Raw genomic sequence first — 16,641 nt, 5'->3', positions numbered from 1 at the left:
TTATAAATAAGATGACAGCCATATCGTCTACGACTGCCATCTGTTATTTACATATCTATGCGCTATTGCTACCTATACTTGTATCCTGTTGTTATTCATGTCTTTGTTTATATCCATGCTATATTTTCGATATCAATAACGTCATTTTATTAGACAACAGACAACCATGTATCTTGACTGCCTCATTACAGGCTAATTCCATTTGTATAATATCAGCTTCCTCAAACTACCGTAACATTGATCGATTGTTCTTTGAATTGGTCGATGACAGCAGTAGATAGACGACGATCTGTGATCAATTCATGTACTTCACTAAGATCCATCACATGAGTGAATGCTTGTACACCGAATTTACTTGCATCCGCAAGCAAAATCACTTTATCCGCCATACCAACCATTTTCTGCTTCACTCGTCCTTGCATTTCATTAGACTCGCTAATGCCACGTTCAACATGAATCCCTTTGCAGGACAGAAATACTTTATCTACATAATACGTATCCAGTGAACGCTCAGCCAACGGCCCGACAAAAGACAATGAACGTGACAATAACAATCCACCTGTCGAAATGACATCTATCTTTTCTTTATTGCTAAGTTGAGTCGCAACACGAATCGAATTGGTCAGTACCGTTAACGGAATATCTGGTAGGCTTTCTGCCATATACCATGCCGTTGTACTGGCATCCAGTATAATGCGATCTTGCGGTTGAATAAGCTTAATCGCTTCTCTAGCGATACGCCGTTTTTCTTCTGCATATGTGATCTCACGTTCTGAAAATGGGGTCTCCGGTTGTTCATCTTTGACACTGACTGCGCCACCATGGGAGCGACGTAGTAATCCTTGACGTTCCAGTCGATCCAGATCACGCCGAATCGTTTCTTCGGTCACCTGACACTGTTCACTGAGTTCTGTTACACGCATACTTCCTTTTTCATTGACCAGTCTTACAATCATATCGTATCGTTCTGCCACCAACATATCAGCCACACTCCGTATCGTTATTGGGTAGACACTGTAATCAATCGCAGAAATTGCCCGTACGCTTCTTCCCAAGCTTGTACCTGCTCCGGTTCATAGATTTCGATAGGAAAAGAATGACGGATCACTGTTCTTGCTTCCTGCATGTTTTTGAATGTCCCCTGTGCTATCCATTGTACCGCTAAATTGCCAATTGCGCTTCCCTCTGCAGGCCCCGCCCATACCGGACGACCGATTGCATTCGCTGACCACTGGCATAACAGTTTATTTTGGATACCGCCACCTACCATATGCAATCCTTCAAAAGTATTACCTGATAATTGCTCGGTAAGTTCCAGCACATAGCGATATTTCAAAGCTAGACTTTCAAAAATACAGCGTGTAATCGCTCCATACGTATCTGGTGGTTGCTGACCCGTCTGGCGACAATACTGCCTAATCCGTGAACGCATATCACCTGCATGAAGAAACAACACATCATCTGGATCGATAAGAGCGGCAAAAGCTGGAGCTTGCTCTGCATCATGAATCCATTGTTCAAATGAATAGTGATGTCCTTCTCGCTCGGCTTCACGTTTCACTTCTTGGAAGATCCATAATCCCATAATATTTTTGAGCAAACGATAGGTACCGTAAGCGCCGCCTTCATTAGTAAAATTCCATTGCATCGCTTGTTCTGTAATCACCGGTTCACTCACTTCTGTACCCATCAGCGACCATGTACCACAACTCAAGTAAGCAAAATCTTTCGATACAGCAGGTACAGCTACTACAGCAGAAGCAGTATCATGTTCGGCTACAGCCGTCACAGGGATCGACGGAATACCAAGATCAACCATTAATGATGAGCGTAAGCGTCCTGCCGATGCTCCAGGTTGAACTGGTGTGCTGAACCATGAAGCTGGAATACCGATACTAGATAACAATTTGCGATCCCAATCCCTCTGTCTAGCATTAAAAAGTTGGGTTGTTGTCGCATTCGTAAATTCATTGATCATTTCACCAGTTAGAAAATAACGTAATAAATCAGGAATCATCAAAAAGCGTTCGGCTTCACTCAGTAAAGGTGAATCACTCTGACGTAATGATGCTAACTGATAGATCGTATTAAACGAAAGAAACTGAATCCCTGTCGTCTGGAAAATAGCACTCTGAGATAGATGTTCCTGTACTTTCTCCATCACTCCATGCGTATGCCAATCTCGGTAATGATAGGGATTGCCTAATAATTCTCCATGTCGCCCGATCAATCCATAATCGACAGCCCATGAATCAATGCCAATACTATCTGGCAACATATGCTCTTGCTTGGCAATTATCAATCCTTGCTGAATTTCATGATATAGACGCAAAATATCCCAGTGTAGACGATCGCCTACTTTGACCGGATCATTAGCAAAACGATGAATCTCTTGTGTCACGATCCGGTTATCGGTCAGTCTGCCAATAATCGCTCGTCCACTGCCTGCTCCTAGATCGTAAGCAAGGATACTCACCAGCTTGCACCACCTTTGCCTCTCGCTAGAATCGATTGACCGTAATGATCAGCCATATATGCTTTCATCGGATCAACAGGAACACCTATCTCTTCGCGAATCGAATGTAACAATGGAGTGACGTCAAATTCAAATGCTTTACGTACCGCATCTTCTGCTCCAAGTACATCGCCTTTACGCTGTGCTTCAGCAACTTCTTGATGATCGATCAACAGTGCTTTGGCATATTGAGTCTGTACATTCATCACCGAGCGAATCATCGCAGGAATTTTGGATTCAATATTATGCGATTGGTCAATCATATAGAGCATGTTATTAACGGTATTGACTAATTTCTGTTCCTGACTATCCAGCGCATCCAAAATCTGATAAAAGATTAAAAACAGCTCATACGGATTCATTGTACCGACAACCAGATCATCATCTGCATATTTATAACTGTTAAAATGAAATCCTCCCAAGCGACCTTCATCAATCAGATACGATACAATATGTTCGACATTGGCTCCGGGTAAATGATGACCGGTATCTACTAATACCTGTGCTTGCTCTCCTAATTTGAGCGACAAATTGTACGCCATGCCCCAATCGGCTATATCCGTATGATAAAAAGCCGGTTCAAAACATTTGTATTCAATCAGCATCCGCATATGAGGATCTAGCACTTTGTACATTTCTTGTAATCCTTCTAACATCCAGTGTTTCCGTTGACGAATACTGCCTTGACCGGGATAATTCGTTCCATCTGCAAACCAGAGACTGAAATCTGTTGATTTGGTTTCTTTGGCGATATCGACACACTCTTTCAGATGAGCAATAGCTTTGTTACGGACAGCAGGATCTGCATGAGTCACGCTACCTAGCATATAATCTTCATCTTGAAACAGATTGGGATTGATTGCTCCGATCGTAATTCCCAGACTTTCTGCATGACTTCGTAACTTGCTGTAATCATCTACCTTATCCCATGGAATATGAATAGCAACGGATGAACAAGCACCTGTTACTTTATGCACTTGAGCCGCATCTTCTAATTTTTCAAACGGCGTCCGAGGCACACCGACTTTTTGAAATACTTTGAAACGAGTTCCTGAATCTCCATATCCCCATGAAGGGGTTTCGATTTGTAGCGCTTTCAATCTTGAACGGACAGTGGTCAGGTCGATTCCGCGGGACTGTTGCTGTGCTTCAAATAAGGTGTAGGCATTCATCATATGTGCTCCTTTGGCAATTTTATGGATAGGTATCTTTGAGGGGGAACCGCTATGGGAATACAATTGTTCTTGTCGTCGCTGTTGAAGTCATATCCCTTTGATTTCCGCTTTGCGGTAGGGATATGGCTTCAAAGGCGAGCGCAGTTTATGCTTTCGAAGTAGCTTTCTGCGAAAGCTTTTAGCTCTTTCAGAACTATTGTATTCCCTCCGTTCCAAGAGGTGAGATACCTATCAAGTAAAGATTTTAAAGGTTAGGTTTTCGGGTAGCTAATGTTACTTTATTGGGAGATCATTTAGAGTGTTTAGAGTACTTTTTTAGCATAGGATGTTCATTTAATCATTGGAATGATTATCTGATTAATTTTATATTTTTGTTTTTTGTTTTTTTGAGTTTGATTTTGGCTATTTTTTAATCATTATGATCGGGATGCAATGATGATAATAAGTTTGAATAAAGAATTCTTATGATATAGATGATTTATGATTTCCATATTATACCTGTTGTTGAATAATAGAAATGAGTTTATTGATAGTTGTGATTTGTATTGCTTTTGTTTAGTATCTTCTATTTTTTTCTAACAAAGATTATCGGGTAAATGCGGCTGGGACGCCGCCGTCGATGGTTAGCATACAGCCGGTTGTTTTTTCGGCTTTGGATGAAGCAAAGAATGCGATACCTTCGGCGATATCTTTTGGATAAATATTGACGAGCAATGTGGTGCGTTTGCGGTAATGTTCTTCTAATTGATCGGGTTCGATGCCGTATGCTGCGGCACGTTCGTTACGCCAGTTGGAATTCCAGATCGCTGATCCTTGTAAAATGGCATCTGGTAATATCGTATTGACACGAATACCGTATTCTCCACCTTCTGCGGCGATACAGCGGGCAAGATGGGCTTCCAATGCTTTAGCAGAGCTATAAGCAGTTACACTTTTGCCTGCATAGATTGAATTTTTGGAACCGATAAATACCATGCTTCCGCCTAGTGCTTGTTCTTTCATTATTTTGAATGCTTCGCGGGCAACTAAGAAATAACCTGTACCCAGTACATTCATATTCAAATTCCATTCTTTAAGCGTTGTCTCTTCAAATTTACTCGAAGTGGCAAGCCCTGCATTATTAACAATAATATCGATTCCACCGTAATGGATTGCTGTCTGAGCATACGCTTGTGACACTTGCTCTTCGCTTGTTACGTCCATTTGTACTGCTAAAGCACGATGTGGTCCGTATTGTTGATTGATTTCATCGGCTACTTTTTGCGCACCTTCTAAGTTCAAGTCTGCCAATACTACATGCGCGCCTTCGCTTACAAGGCGACGAGCCGTTTCACTGCCGATTCCTCCTGCTCCACCTGTAATCAAAGCAATCTGACGCGAAAACTCTGTTTCCACAGGAGCAAGTGATAATTTGTACAATTCCAAAGGCCAGTACTCTACATTATATGATTCTGATTCACTTAGGGACACAAATTGTCCAAGTGAAGTTGCTCCACGCATTACTGCAATCGCACGATGATAGAGGGCTCCACTTACCAAAGACATCGCATGACTTTTGCCAGTATTAATCATGCCGATTCCCGGAATTAAGATGACACGCGGAGCGGCTTCAAACATCACATCGCCTTCATGTGCATTCTGTTCAAAATAAGCTTGGTATTTCTTTTTGTAATCGTCAATTCCTTGGATAACAGCTTGTTTGAGTCCTTCACTGTCCTCAGCGCTTGGTGTCCAATCAATAAATAGTGGTGTCATTTTGGTATGTACAAGATGATCGGGACAAGCTGCTCCTACTTGAGATAAAGAGTGAGAATCATTGGCGTTTACAAAAGAAAGTACATCTTCTGCATCATCAAAAGTTAAAATCATGTGCTTGCTGTCACTGACTGCTCCGCGTACTGCTGGCATAATATGAGCTACCAGTTCGCGACGTGTATTACTTTCTAGCGACTGTACTTTTTCGCCGCCAAACAAAGGTTGTTCTGATGCTTTTTGCTCGATATATAGAGCTGCTTTGTTAATCATTTCGATTGTTTTGGCATAGCATTCTTCCTGTGTTTCTCCCCATGTGACCAGACCATGCTTTTCCATCAATACCAGTTCAGCATTTGGATGATCCAGTACGCCTTGAGCGATCATTTTAGATAATGTGAAGCCCGGACGAATATAAGGAACCCATACAAACGTATCTCCAAAAATTTCTTTAGCAATTTCTCGACCATTATCTGCACAACACAGACTAATAATCGAATCAGGATGGGTATGATCCACATGTTTAAATGGTAAAAAGGCATGCAGTAATGTCTCAATCGATGGACGAGGTGCTTTGGCATCAATCATACAATTCGCAAGATAAGCAACCATTTCATCATCAGGCATCTCTTCTTTTTCAAATAATGGACGAATATCATCAAGTCGTAATCCTGTAAAATGCTTGGCTTCCATCGATGCCAGATCAGAACCGCTACCTTTTACATACATCACTTCAATCTCATGACCTCGAAAATCGGTAGTGATTTCTTTACTAGAGGTATTTCCTCCACCCCAGTTACATACACGACGATCTGAGCCAATCAGGTTAGAGCGATACACCAGTTGATCTACACCTTCTTTTATGTCTGCAACCTGCTGTGTGTTCCACTGATTCGGTATCATGATATTCCTCCATTGATTTATAAAGTTTGGATAATGATTTGAATATGTTTGTTTTGCTTTGATAGGAGTATATCATCTTTGAATACGTTTGAAAAGTTATAAAACAAAAATAAACGGATTTTATAATCATTTTGTTAACGCTTACTCAAAATATTACAGAAAATAAACCAACATAATAAAGATTCCTTTGTAATCAATTTGCAGATAAAAAGCCATTGTATGTGCGTCAGTTATTGCTCATAACATAAATAGAGTAATATGCTGATCAAGCACCTTCTACAATGGCTTCATAATATTATATCAATTTGGTACATCTATTTTATTGATTAATAATGCTTCCTTACATATTACTACAGCGTTTATTGACTATCTGCCATACCTGAATATAGTTGACTTGTAGTATTGGTGTCTGCATTTGCTTTTGTTTTGCCATCTGCTGCCCATAGTAATCCACGACGCATCATTTCTTTGACAGGCGGCATATCTACAATATCCGCATGGTGACCGAGCGAATTGTAATATACTCTTCCGACACCCCATCGTTTGGTCCAAGCCACAGGCATCTGCACCTGACCGTTAAGGCGATGTGGCCCGTCTACGATTGGAAATGTAGTTGTCGCTAACACTTCTACTGCGGGATCAATATGCAGATAATATTGCTCTGATGTCACTTGAAAATCGGCAATCCCTTCGACAAGCGGACTGGAACTTGATTTGATATTAACGGTATAGTCTACTCCATCATTTCCCGGATGAGCGACCCATTGACCACCTGTCATGAACTGCCAATCGACATTTTTACGAAAAGCATCGCACATTCCTCCATGACAACCAGCAAGCCCTGTACCTTGTTGTACCGCAGCAGAGACATGTTCCACCAATTCTTGTTCAATATCATCCATTGTCCATACCGGTACAATGAGATCAAGTCCAAGTAATTTATCTGCGTCTCTAAATGCTTCTAGATCATTAGCAAGCTCTACCTCAAATGAAGCTTCCTGTAGCACATCTGCGAATATTCGGGAGACTTGTTCTGGCTCATGTCCATCCCAGCCACCCCATACAATCAATGCTTTTCTCATCTTTAACACTCCTTAGTCGTCTAATGGATCGTGCCAAAATTAAGACAGTGTTGCAAATTCAGGTTGCTTCCATTCATACTGAACGCCTGTTAACGATTCAGATAGTGTCCATAATCGCTGAGAAATATCGGCTTGATATAGCTTATCAATATGATCATCTAATTTGGGATATCCTTTACGTCCACCTTTGCCATCCGGTCCTACATATTCTCCGCCATGAATAGTTGGAGAGGTTGCCGCATACAATGTAGGTAATGCACCCATCAAAGCTTTTTGTCCAAATGAACGAGATAACAGTCCAAATATGCCACTGACCGGCTTGCCTGAACCGCGTGAAGCCAGATTGGTATGCGTGAATCCCGGATGGCAAGCAACACTAATCGTATCTACTTGATGCTGGGCTAGACGCAACTGTAATTCACGGGCAAATAACATATTGGCAAGCTTGCTTTGACTATAAAATTTGAAAGAACGATAGCCTTTGCTACCATCTAAATTGTCAAAATCGATCTTACCTGCATATGCCGCTATACTGCTTAACGTCACAATACGAGCATGAGGTGTAGCTAACAATTGAGGTAATAATAAGCCAGTCAAAGCAAAATGCCCTAAATGATTACTACCAAATTGCAATTCAAATCCATCCTGTGTACGACTATAAGGAGGCATCATCACACCTGCATTATTGATCAAAATCGATAATTGATGATGATTTTGTCTGAACTCTTCTGCAAAATGACGAATACTCGCTAACTCGCTCAGATCCAGACGCATCAATTGTAATTTGGCGCTTGGATGAACATTCTGAATCGCTTGAAGTGCTTTTTGACCTTTGTCATAATTGCGTACAGCCATCACTATCTCTGCGCCCCGACCAGCTAGTATAGTAGCGGCCTCGTAACCGATACCACTATTTGCACCTGTAATCACGATTGTTTTGCCTTGCATGTCTGGCACTTGTAATTCATCCCAGTGTGTAGTCATTGAATGTCCCTCCTTTATATCGCTATCTTTTCTTACTTGACTGACATTGCGTTACATATCGGCGATATCGATCCAGCGACGTTCTTCTATCGAACGCTCAACCGCTTCTAATACCGCCTGACATTTCACCCCATCTTCAAAATTCGGTGAAGCTTGTCGTTCTTCTGTAATAGCATTCATCAGTTCTAACATTTCATGAATAAAAGTATGTTCAAATCCGATCGTATGTCCGGGTGGCCACCAGGCATCCATATAATCATGTACAGCATCTGTCGCTACTACCCGGCGGAATCCCTGTGTATCTGCTTCATCAGAAGTGAAATAAACTTCCAATTCATTCATCCGTTCAAAATCAAACTTTACACTTCCCAGACTTCCATTGATTTCAAATGAATTGGTCGAACGATGCCCTGCTGCAAAACGAGTCGCTTCAAAACTTCCTAAAGCTCCATTCACAAATCGACTCATAAATAACGTAGCATCATCGACAGTCACTTCACCTTGCGGGCCATCTTGATTTCCTTTTGCACTTAATCCTGTCATTTCAGTAGCTAGCGGACGCTGCTTGATAAAAGTCTCACTCATACCGATGACTTCTTTCATATCGCCTACTAAATAATGAGCAAGATCTATTAAATGAGCACCCAGATCACCATGTGACCCGGAGCCAGCAATTTCTTTTTGCAGACGCCAGACTAAAGGGAATTGGGGATCAAGCAACCAATCTTGTAAGAACCAGGCGCGAAAATGATGAATCTTGCCCAGCCGTCCACTATCGACTAGCTTTTTCGCTAAACGTACTGCCGGGGAGAAGCGATAATTAAACCCGATCATATGCACAATGCCTGCTTGCTTCGCCGCTGCTAACATTTCGCGCGAATCGGCAAGAGATAATGCTAACGGCTTCTCACAAAAGATATGTTTACCCGCTTGTACTGCTGCTAACGCAATTTCTTTGTGCATATTACTAGGTGCATTAATATCAATCAGATCGATATCAGGACGAGCAACTAAGTCTTGCCAGTCTGTGACATGCTCTGCCCAACCAAGTTGCTCTGCTGCTTGCTCTACTTGCTTGGAATCCCGACCACAGATTACAGACATTTGAGGCTTGGTTGCTTGTGGAAAAAACATCGGCAGACTGCGATAAGCATTACTATGCGCTTTCCCCATAAATTTATACCCAATCATACCAATATGTATATCTTTCATCTGATCTCCTCCTTAGAAATATAACGCTTTCATAAATAAGAATATCAATAATTCATCTAATTTTATTATGGCAGAATCCATAGTCGATCACAATCGAATCCAAAACAATGTTTGTCCGAAGCGATAACGGGTATATATAAAAAGGAACACTATACTGATTTCATTTCGAGGAGGAGTTAACCATGACAGAAGAAAACAAACAACCCGAAACTCATTCAGAAGATACACTGATGGAGAAAAAGAGAAAAGAGGATGGCTCCAATATCGAACCGCAAGCCGATGAATGGACAGCCAAACCTTCTCCAAAAGCAGCTGGAGATGACGATAAAACTGAGAAAGAGTAATCTTTGTCAGAACTCTTTTTAATCTAAATCCAATATGCTAGAGTAAATCCTATTTTGATTCTATACAGTATCATTAATAAATATAGATCTACTCTACTATTACAACATACAGCCTGTGATCAAGCATTTATCCGCTTCGATCACAGGCTGTTTTTTATCTGTTATTTTACATTTGAAATGTAATTTCTAACGTTTAGGACGAAGTTACTTGTTGGTTCCTTGTTACTCTAGTACGTATCCATTTAGCTACTTCCATCAACAATACTGCTCCTAATGCAAGCCCGGTAGCTACAGCCCACTGCTGTACACCAAACTCTACAGGAATAGAGAATATATCGCGTACGCCTGGAAGTAATGTGACTCCATATAGACACAGACATAGAGCTACTGCTCCCAATACATATTTGTTGCTAAATATTCCTACTTCAAATGCTGTCTGTACATTAGAACGTGCAGCAAAAGTCTGGAATGTTCTCGCTAAAATCAATGTTGTAAATGCCATAGCGACACTCATTTCTGGAGAGTGTTGTAAGCCGATATACTGCGACAAAATCACTGCAATACCGATCAGCACACCGCGTGTAATAACAGCTTGCATCGTTCCACCTGCAAAAATACCTTCATTGATATCTCGTGGCTTCCGACTCATCACGTCAGGTTCTGCCTTTTCCATCCCTAATGCAATAGCTGGTAAAGAATCATTTGCTAGGTTAATAAAAAGCAATTGAATCGCTGTAAACGGATTGATCCAATCCATAAGTAATGCAAACAAAATAGCAATGATAGCCCCTAAATTGCCTGCAAATAGATAGGCTATCGCTTTTTTGATATTATCAAATACGGTTCTACCTACACCGACCGCATTAACTATAGATACAAAGTTATCATCTGTCAGTATCATTGCTGCCGAGTCTTTGGCTACGTCTGTTCCACTCCCCATCGCAACTCCGATATCTGCTTGCTTGAGTGCTGGTGCATCATTTACACCATCTCCAGTCATGGCTGTAATTTTACCTTTTTTCTGCCATGCACGAACGATTCTAATTTTATTTTCAGGAGAGACACGCGCATAGACAGCGATTTTTTCTAATTGATTGTCTAGCTCCTGTTCAGACATTTGATCCAGTTCTTGACCGGTAACAGCAATATCCTGATCGTCCATAAGACCAATATCTCTACCAATCGCTTGCGCTGTTGTTTTGTGATCACCGGTAATCATCACAGTACGAATACCTGCCTTTTTGGATTCGGCAATCGAACCGGCAACTTCTTCACGAGGTGGATCGATCATAGCGCTCAATCCTACCAGAATCAGTTCCTGTTCATCATCTATACCAACTTCAGTCTGATCATTCGGTATAATCTTATATCCATAAGCCAGTACACGTAATGCACGATTGGAAAAGTCTTCATTCGCAGTCTGCATCCGCTCACGAATTTCATCGGTCAGTGGAACAACTTCATCCCCTACAAATACTTGTGTACATCGACCGATCAATACATCTGGCCCACCTTTGGTTAACATCGCTTTTTGATCATCAAAGGTATGAATTGTAGACATCAATTTGCGGTCAGAATCAAAAGGAATTTCTCCTTCACGTGGAAATTGTTCACGAATCTCATTGTAGTTTTTATTCTTTTTATTACTAAAAGCGATCAATGCTACTTCGGTGGGGTCACCTAATTCTTTGCCTTCATCATTGATATTAGAGTCATTACATAATACCGCGATATGCAGTAATCGGCGTTCTCCTTCTGACCATTGTTCTGGGTCATCGGGGAAATCGTCAGTACTTCCATCTGGCAAAAAGTAATCGACAACTGTCATTTTATTTTGTGTTAACGTCCCTGTTTTGTCTGTACAGATTACACTGGTCGAACCTAACGATTCCACAGCAGGCAATTTGCGAATAATAGCATGCTGTTTTGCCATTTTATTTGTTCCTACGGATAATACAATCGTGACAATCGATGATAATGCTTCTGGAATAGCGGCTACAGCTACAGCCACCGCGAACATTAATGCATTTAAGATTGCCGCTGTCATATCTACCACTTCATTAGCAAACCAGATCCGTCCTGCTTCTACGCCAAAGATCACAATACATAATAATAAAATAAAAATGCCTAACTTTTTGCTAAAACTTTCAAGCTTCCGTTGTAAAGGAGTCTGCTTGGCTTCTGCACTTTCGATCAGTCCAGCGATTTTACCTATTTCGGTATTCAATGCTGTTCCTGTAATCACTACTGTACCTCGCCCATAGACGACAAGTGAACCACTAAAGACCATATTACGGCGATCCCCGATAGGCGCATCGGCACCGATCACATCAATATGTTTGTCTACAGCTTCTGATTCTCCGGTTAGCATGCCTTCATCGACTTTGAGACTGCCTGATTCTAATAATCGTCCATCTGCCGGTACATAATCTCCAGCTTCCAGTAACACAATGTCTCCACGAACTAATTCTCTGGCTGCTACACTTTGCTTTTTACCATCTCGAATCACTTTGGCTTCAGGCGCAGACATTTGCCTCAGTGCATCTATAGAACTTTCTGCTTTGCGCGTCTGTACGACACTGATAATAGCGTTCAGTATTAACACAAAGAAAATAATAATCGATTCTACCCACTGCCCTAATACCAGTTGTACAGTAACAGCGACTAATAATACGATAACCATCGGATCTTTAAAATTTTCTAAAAATAATTTCCATGTCGGTGTTTTCTTTTTACCTTTCAGTTCATTATATCCTTCTGTTTCTATACGCTTCTCAGCCTCTTGCCCGGATAACCCTTGCGTAGAACTATCGACATCCTGTAGCACTTGATCGGCTTCTTGACGATAATACTCCATTCCACCACTCCTATTCATTGTAGTATCTTTGTTATGGCAATGTTGATATGTAGATGTTTTAATAACGTATAACAACGGTTTTATGTACTTTTTTTACCCAAAAAGTGCTACGGATTACCTGTATTTCATATGACGTTTTAGTGACAGATCAAAAAAGCACATCTACCACTTCTGCCGATGACAAAAGGAAGATCTGCTTTTTCAATAATGATGTGTATATAAAAGTATATTGAGAATATAAGCAAAATGATGTATTAATTCGCTTGTGTAGGATTCCACTGGTCATTTCCAGCAAGTACACTTTGAATAGTAATGACTTTGGCTTGATCATCGTTTAAAAATTTTGCCCATTTCACGCGTGCATTGTTGTTGGCTCCTGCACCTTTGCTTGCATATTCATAATAACGAGCAGTCGCCTCATTCGCTGGATCACGCCAGTTATCCCAGCCTGTAGGTTGAATATGTGCTCCCATATCTGTATTGATATACGTCACTGCTGAATAAGGACGCCATGGTCTACCCAGATACACGGATTGATTAGCCGTTCCACCACTGGTCAGACGGCTATTTAGAAATACATAGCCATATTTCGTGTCTGCTCCTGTAGAAGCGGCAGTTATATAACCTGCACCCAGACTATGAATCTGACATTGATCAAACACTGCTGTCGCTGATCCGAAAATAAAATCAACGGTTCCTTCAATATAACAATTTTTGAAATACTGTCTGCCTGTACCCGGTGTATATAAAGTATCTTGATACCCTAGAAAGCGTACATCGGTATAGATCGCTTTATCTGCATTATTATAGAAAGCTACAGCTTGCCCTGCATTCATACCTGCATTGTTGCGGAACGTAATCGTTTTGGCTTGAAAATAATCGCCTTTGACAGTCGTACTTGCACTATTGGTTGTACTTCCACTACTAGCATTGGTTGCATTGTAGCTAAGTATCGTGCCTGTTGCACTTTCACCTTGTAATGTAATATGGGGCTGAGTGATTGTTAATTTCTCTGTATACGTTCCATTTTTGATATAAATAATTTTCTGTTGAGTATTGTTAGCTGGAATCGAATTGATCGCCGCTTGTACACTTTTGTATTGACCTGAGCCTTTCAGATCGACCACTATGGCGCCTGACGGTATAGACGCTGTAGCTGTAGCCAATTCTGTAGCACTTGATGATGTGAGAGAATTAGCAGGTGCAGAAGAAATATGATTTGTATCCGCAGAAGTAGTTCCTACCATAGATAAAGATAACGCAGTAACAATCGCTGTTGTTCCTAGCACTGTCCATGTTTTCATCCAATCACTCCTTGTATGAGATAATTTCCCCAGAAAAAGATAACGCTTACATAAATCACTAAAATAAATATATTTTTAAATATTATTGGTACGGGTTTATATTACCTTTTATATCCTATTTTGGAAATATAAACATACAGAGATACTACCCAATAAAAAAGACCACTCTTAGTGAAAAGAGTGATCTTTGTGTTGAAATGTTTATTGGTATAATGCTTCCCTTTGTCTTGTATTTACGATGATGATATTTGTACTTATGCGATCAATTGCAATTCTTTCGCCTGTTCTTCAGTCAAAATAAACTGTTCATTTGCATACGTATCATCGTCTTGATCGACTCCAAACATTTGCATTACTTTGTCCCAGATTCCTTTTTGGACTGCTTCTTCACGTGTAATAATAATTTTCATTGTTTTCTCCGCCTTTGCTATATGTATATCGTCTTTCTTATCATTAAACCGTTTTCATCATAGACTAAACGACTAGCTGACAATCTGTGCATCTATCAGGCTCTATTTATGGCAAAATAAAACTCTCTATCGCATCGCTATGATCAGCGAATACAATAGAGAGCTTCTATAAGACTTTGTATTAATCATTTAATTACAGAGCAAAGTCAGTAATAACGACCGTATTAATACGGCTTCGCGTCATTTCCTTTTTCTTCTGCTAAATTAGCGGCTTTATGAGCACGATGTCTTGGTTTTTTAGAAGGATCAGCTTTGAGTTTAGCTAATTCATCTGTTACACGCTGTGCATACTCTGTGTCTGCTTGTTGTAAATTAGCGATAAATTTATCACTGATCACATCAGAGCATTCAAACAGATTAGCGGCGATATTTGCTACTAATTCATCGCGTTCCCAATCTTCAAAGTCACGATAAGTCTGACCTGCTTGTGCAAAATCGTTAGGACGATCTAGCTTCTGACGCATTAGATTCACATCATAATAATGCGGTTCATGATCAGCACCTGCTTTGGGAGATTCTTTAAGACCACCTAGAGAAGAAGGCTCATAATTGACATGAGGATTCTGCTTCGGTGCCGCATCCGGTGCATAACGCATTTGTCCACCCGATTGGTTAGTGGCTACGTTAGACTTCGGTGCATTAATCGGCAATTGTTGATAGTTTGCTCCTACCCGATGACGCTGAGTATCTGAATAAGAGAATGTGCGACCTTGCAACAACTTATCATCCGAGAAGTCCAATCCATCAACCAGTACACCTGTACCGAAAGCCACTTGTTCTACTTCTGTAAAGTAGTCTACTGGATTACGGTTGAGCGTCATTTTACCTACTGGAAGGAATGGGAATTGATCTTCCGGCCATAATTTGGTCGGATCCAATGGATCAAAATCCAATTCAGGATGATAATCATCACTCATAATCTGTACACATAATTCCCACTCTGGATATTCGCCACGATCGATCGCATCATACAAATCAACGGTTGCATGATTAAAGTCTAACCCTTGCACTTGATTCGCTTGTTCTTGCTTCAAATTCTGAATACCTTGTTCCAACGGTTCCCAGTGATACTTAATCAACACTGCTTCTCCGTCTTTGTTTACCCATTTATACGTATTCACACCGGAACCTTGCATTTGCCGGTAGTTGGCAGGAATCCCCCATGGTGAAAAGAGGAATGTTGCCATATGTGTAGACTCCGGACTATTTGCCAGAAAATCGAAAAAGCGTTCCATATCTTGCACATTTGTGATTGGATCAGGCTTAAATGCATGAACCATATCAGGGAATTTCAAAGGATCACGAATAAAAAATATTTTTAAGTTGTTACCAACCAAATCCCAGTTCCCATCTTCGGTATAGAATTTAGTCGCAAATCCACGCGGATCACGTAAAGTTTCCGGTGAATGATTACCATGCACAACGGTAGAAAAACGTACAAAAACAGGCGTTTGCTTTCCTTTTTCTTGAAAAAGCTTAGCACGTGTATACTTGGAAATAGGCTCATCGCCAGCCGTTCCATATGCTTCGAACACACCGTGTGCTCCAGCACCACGAGCATGCACGACACGCTCTGGAATACGCTCCCGATCAAAGTGAGAGATTTTTTCTAAAAAGTTGTAGTTCTCCAGAGTAATCGGACCTCGATTACCTACTGTTCTTACATTCTGATTGTCAGTGACCGGATGTCCCTGACGATTCGTTAACGTCAATTCTTCATCGTGTTCACTTGCTTGCGGGTGCTTCTGATTATCGTCTGCCATGGATAGTCCGCCTTTCGAGAAAGTATGAACTTGCTGTATTCCAAATGAACAATAATACACAGGTGCAAATTGTACAATTGCTTCTACTCTAATCTCCTTCAATAGAATGTACATCAATACAACGTACAATCATGAATAAAGAGAATAAAAGTATTACCTTTTTTTACCTGCCTGAGCACATTATAAAACATTTTTTGTACAAATAGTGTACTATTTTTAAATTTATGTCTGAAATGTGAATGAAGATATGATGAAGTTGGTAACGTTTGCTTTTCATTTT

General features: G+C 40.7%; 12 protein-coding genes. 1 reads left to right on the top strand and 11 read right to left on the bottom strand.

What is annotated here, in order from left to right:
* Window positions 1–221 precede the first annotated feature (221 nt).
* The 7 genes from QE450_RS06660 to QE450_RS06630 all read right to left on the bottom strand — a co-directional run bounded on the left by QE450_RS06660 (window position 222) and on the right by QE450_RS06630 (window position 9,623).
* Window positions 222–980: a DeoR/GlpR family DNA-binding transcription regulator gene (locus QE450_RS06660; protein ID WP_273615916.1), complete on the bottom strand. Its 759-nt coding sequence runs from the start codon at window positions 978–980 to the stop codon at window positions 222–224.
* A 20-nt stretch (window positions 981–1,000) separates the two neighbouring features.
* Window positions 1,001–2,476, bottom strand: a complete 1,476-nt coding sequence (gene rhaB / locus QE450_RS06655; RefSeq protein ID WP_307297985.1) for a rhamnulokinase — start codon at window positions 2,474–2,476, stop codon at window positions 1,001–1,003.
* Window positions 2,473–3,687, bottom strand: a complete 1,215-nt coding sequence (gene rhaI, locus QE450_RS06650) for an L-rhamnose isomerase (RefSeq protein WP_373461955.1) — start codon at window positions 3,685–3,687, stop codon at window positions 2,473–2,475. The genes rhaB and rhaI overlap by 4 nt, the downstream gene beginning before the upstream one ends.
* A gap of 588 nt (window positions 3,688–4,275) precedes the next feature.
* Window positions 4,276–6,345, bottom strand: coding sequence for a bifunctional aldolase/short-chain dehydrogenase (locus tag QE450_RS06645; RefSeq protein ID WP_307297979.1), 2,070 nt, complete (start codon window positions 6,343–6,345; stop codon window positions 4,276–4,278).
* Window positions 6,346–6,704: 359 nt separating this feature from the next.
* A complete protein-coding gene (locus tag QE450_RS06640) occupies window positions 6,705–7,427 on the bottom strand; it encodes a ThuA domain-containing protein (protein ID WP_307297976.1) in 723 nt (240 codons plus the stop codon).
* A 39-nt stretch (window positions 7,428–7,466) separates the two neighbouring features.
* Window positions 7,467–8,411, bottom strand: a complete 945-nt coding sequence (locus QE450_RS06635; RefSeq protein WP_307297972.1) for an oxidoreductase — start codon at window positions 8,409–8,411, stop codon at window positions 7,467–7,469.
* A 51-nt stretch (window positions 8,412–8,462) separates the two neighbouring features.
* Window positions 8,463–9,623 carry a Gfo/Idh/MocA family protein gene (locus tag QE450_RS06630; protein WP_307297969.1) on the bottom strand — a complete coding sequence of 387 codons (1,161 nt, stop codon included), beginning with the start codon at window positions 9,621–9,623 and terminating at the stop codon, window positions 8,463–8,465.
* 182 nt (window positions 9,624–9,805) lie between these two features.
* On the opposite strand from QE450_RS06630, the gene QE450_RS06625 reads away from it, so the two are divergent.
* Window positions 9,806–9,967 (top strand): hypothetical protein, encoded by a 162-nt coding sequence (locus tag QE450_RS06625; protein ID WP_204824426.1) that lies wholly within the window; start codon window positions 9,806–9,808, stop codon window positions 9,965–9,967.
* A gap of 193 nt (window positions 9,968–10,160) precedes the next feature.
* Here the strand turns inward: QE450_RS06625 and QE450_RS06620 are convergent, their stop codons facing one another.
* The 4 genes from QE450_RS06620 to QE450_RS06605 all read right to left on the bottom strand — a co-directional run bounded on the left by QE450_RS06620 (window position 10,161) and on the right by QE450_RS06605 (window position 16,361).
* The gene (locus QE450_RS06620; protein ID WP_307297967.1) at window positions 10,161–12,824 is read right to left on the bottom strand and encodes a cation-translocating P-type ATPase; all 2,664 of its coding nucleotides are present in this window, start codon (window positions 12,822–12,824) and stop codon (window positions 10,161–10,163) included.
* A 254-nt stretch (window positions 12,825–13,078) separates the two neighbouring features.
* Entirely contained in the window at window positions 13,079–14,128 is a 1,050-nt protein-coding gene (locus tag QE450_RS06615) for a pectinesterase family protein (protein WP_307297964.1), read from the bottom strand.
* 254 nt (window positions 14,129–14,382) lie between these two features.
* On the bottom strand, window positions 14,383–14,538 hold the full coding sequence (locus tag QE450_RS06610) for a hypothetical protein (RefSeq protein WP_273615907.1): 156 nt from the start codon (window positions 14,536–14,538) through the stop codon (window positions 14,383–14,385).
* Window positions 14,539–14,762: 224 nt separating this feature from the next.
* Entirely contained in the window at window positions 14,763–16,361 is a 1,599-nt protein-coding gene (locus tag QE450_RS06605) for a catalase (protein WP_274172941.1), read from the bottom strand.
* Window positions 16,362–16,641 lie beyond the last annotated feature (280 nt).

The organism is Paenibacillus sp. SORGH_AS_0306 (assembly GCF_030819345.1).
Classification (GTDB): Bacteria; Bacillota; Bacilli; order Paenibacillales; family Paenibacillaceae; genus Saccharibacillus; species Saccharibacillus kyungheensis.
The sequence above is the reverse complement of the archived record's forward strand: the minus strand, read 5'-3'. Positions and strand labels throughout refer to the sequence as shown.

Coding starts and splice junctions, on each gene's coding strand:
- QE450_RS06660 (WP_273615916.1), bottom strand. CDS start 980: ATGTTGGTGGCAGAACGATACGATATGATTGTAAGACTGGTCAATGAA.
- rhaI (WP_373461955.1), bottom strand. CDS start 3,687: ATGAATGCCTACACCTTATTTGAAGCACAGCAACAGTCCCGCGGAATC.
- QE450_RS06645 (WP_307297979.1), bottom strand. CDS start 6,345: ATGATACCGAATCAGTGGAACACACAGCAGGTTGCAGACATAAAAGAA.
- QE450_RS06640 (WP_307297976.1), bottom strand. CDS start 7,427: ATGAGAAAAGCATTGATTGTATGGGGTGGCTGGGATGGACATGAGCCA.
- QE450_RS06635 (WP_307297972.1), bottom strand. CDS start 8,411: ATGACTACACACTGGGATGAATTACAAGTGCCAGACATGCAAGGCAAA.
- QE450_RS06630 (WP_307297969.1), bottom strand. CDS start 9,623: ATGAAAGATATACATATTGGTATGATTGGGTATAAATTTATGGGGAAA.
- QE450_RS06625 (WP_204824426.1), top strand. CDS start 9,806: ATGACAGAAGAAAACAAACAACCCGAAACTCATTCAGAAGATACACTG.
- QE450_RS06620 (WP_307297967.1), bottom strand. CDS start 12,824: ATGGAGTATTATCGTCAAGAAGCCGATCAAGTGCTACAGGATGTCGAT.
- QE450_RS06615 (WP_307297964.1), bottom strand. CDS start 14,128: ATGAAAACATGGACAGTGCTAGGAACAACAGCGATTGTTACTGCGTTA.
- QE450_RS06610 (WP_273615907.1), bottom strand. CDS start 14,538: ATGAAAATTATTATTACACGTGAAGAAGCAGTCCAAAAAGGAATCTGG.
- QE450_RS06605 (WP_274172941.1), bottom strand. CDS start 16,361: ATGGCAGACGATAATCAGAAGCACCCGCAAGCAAGTGAACACGATGAA.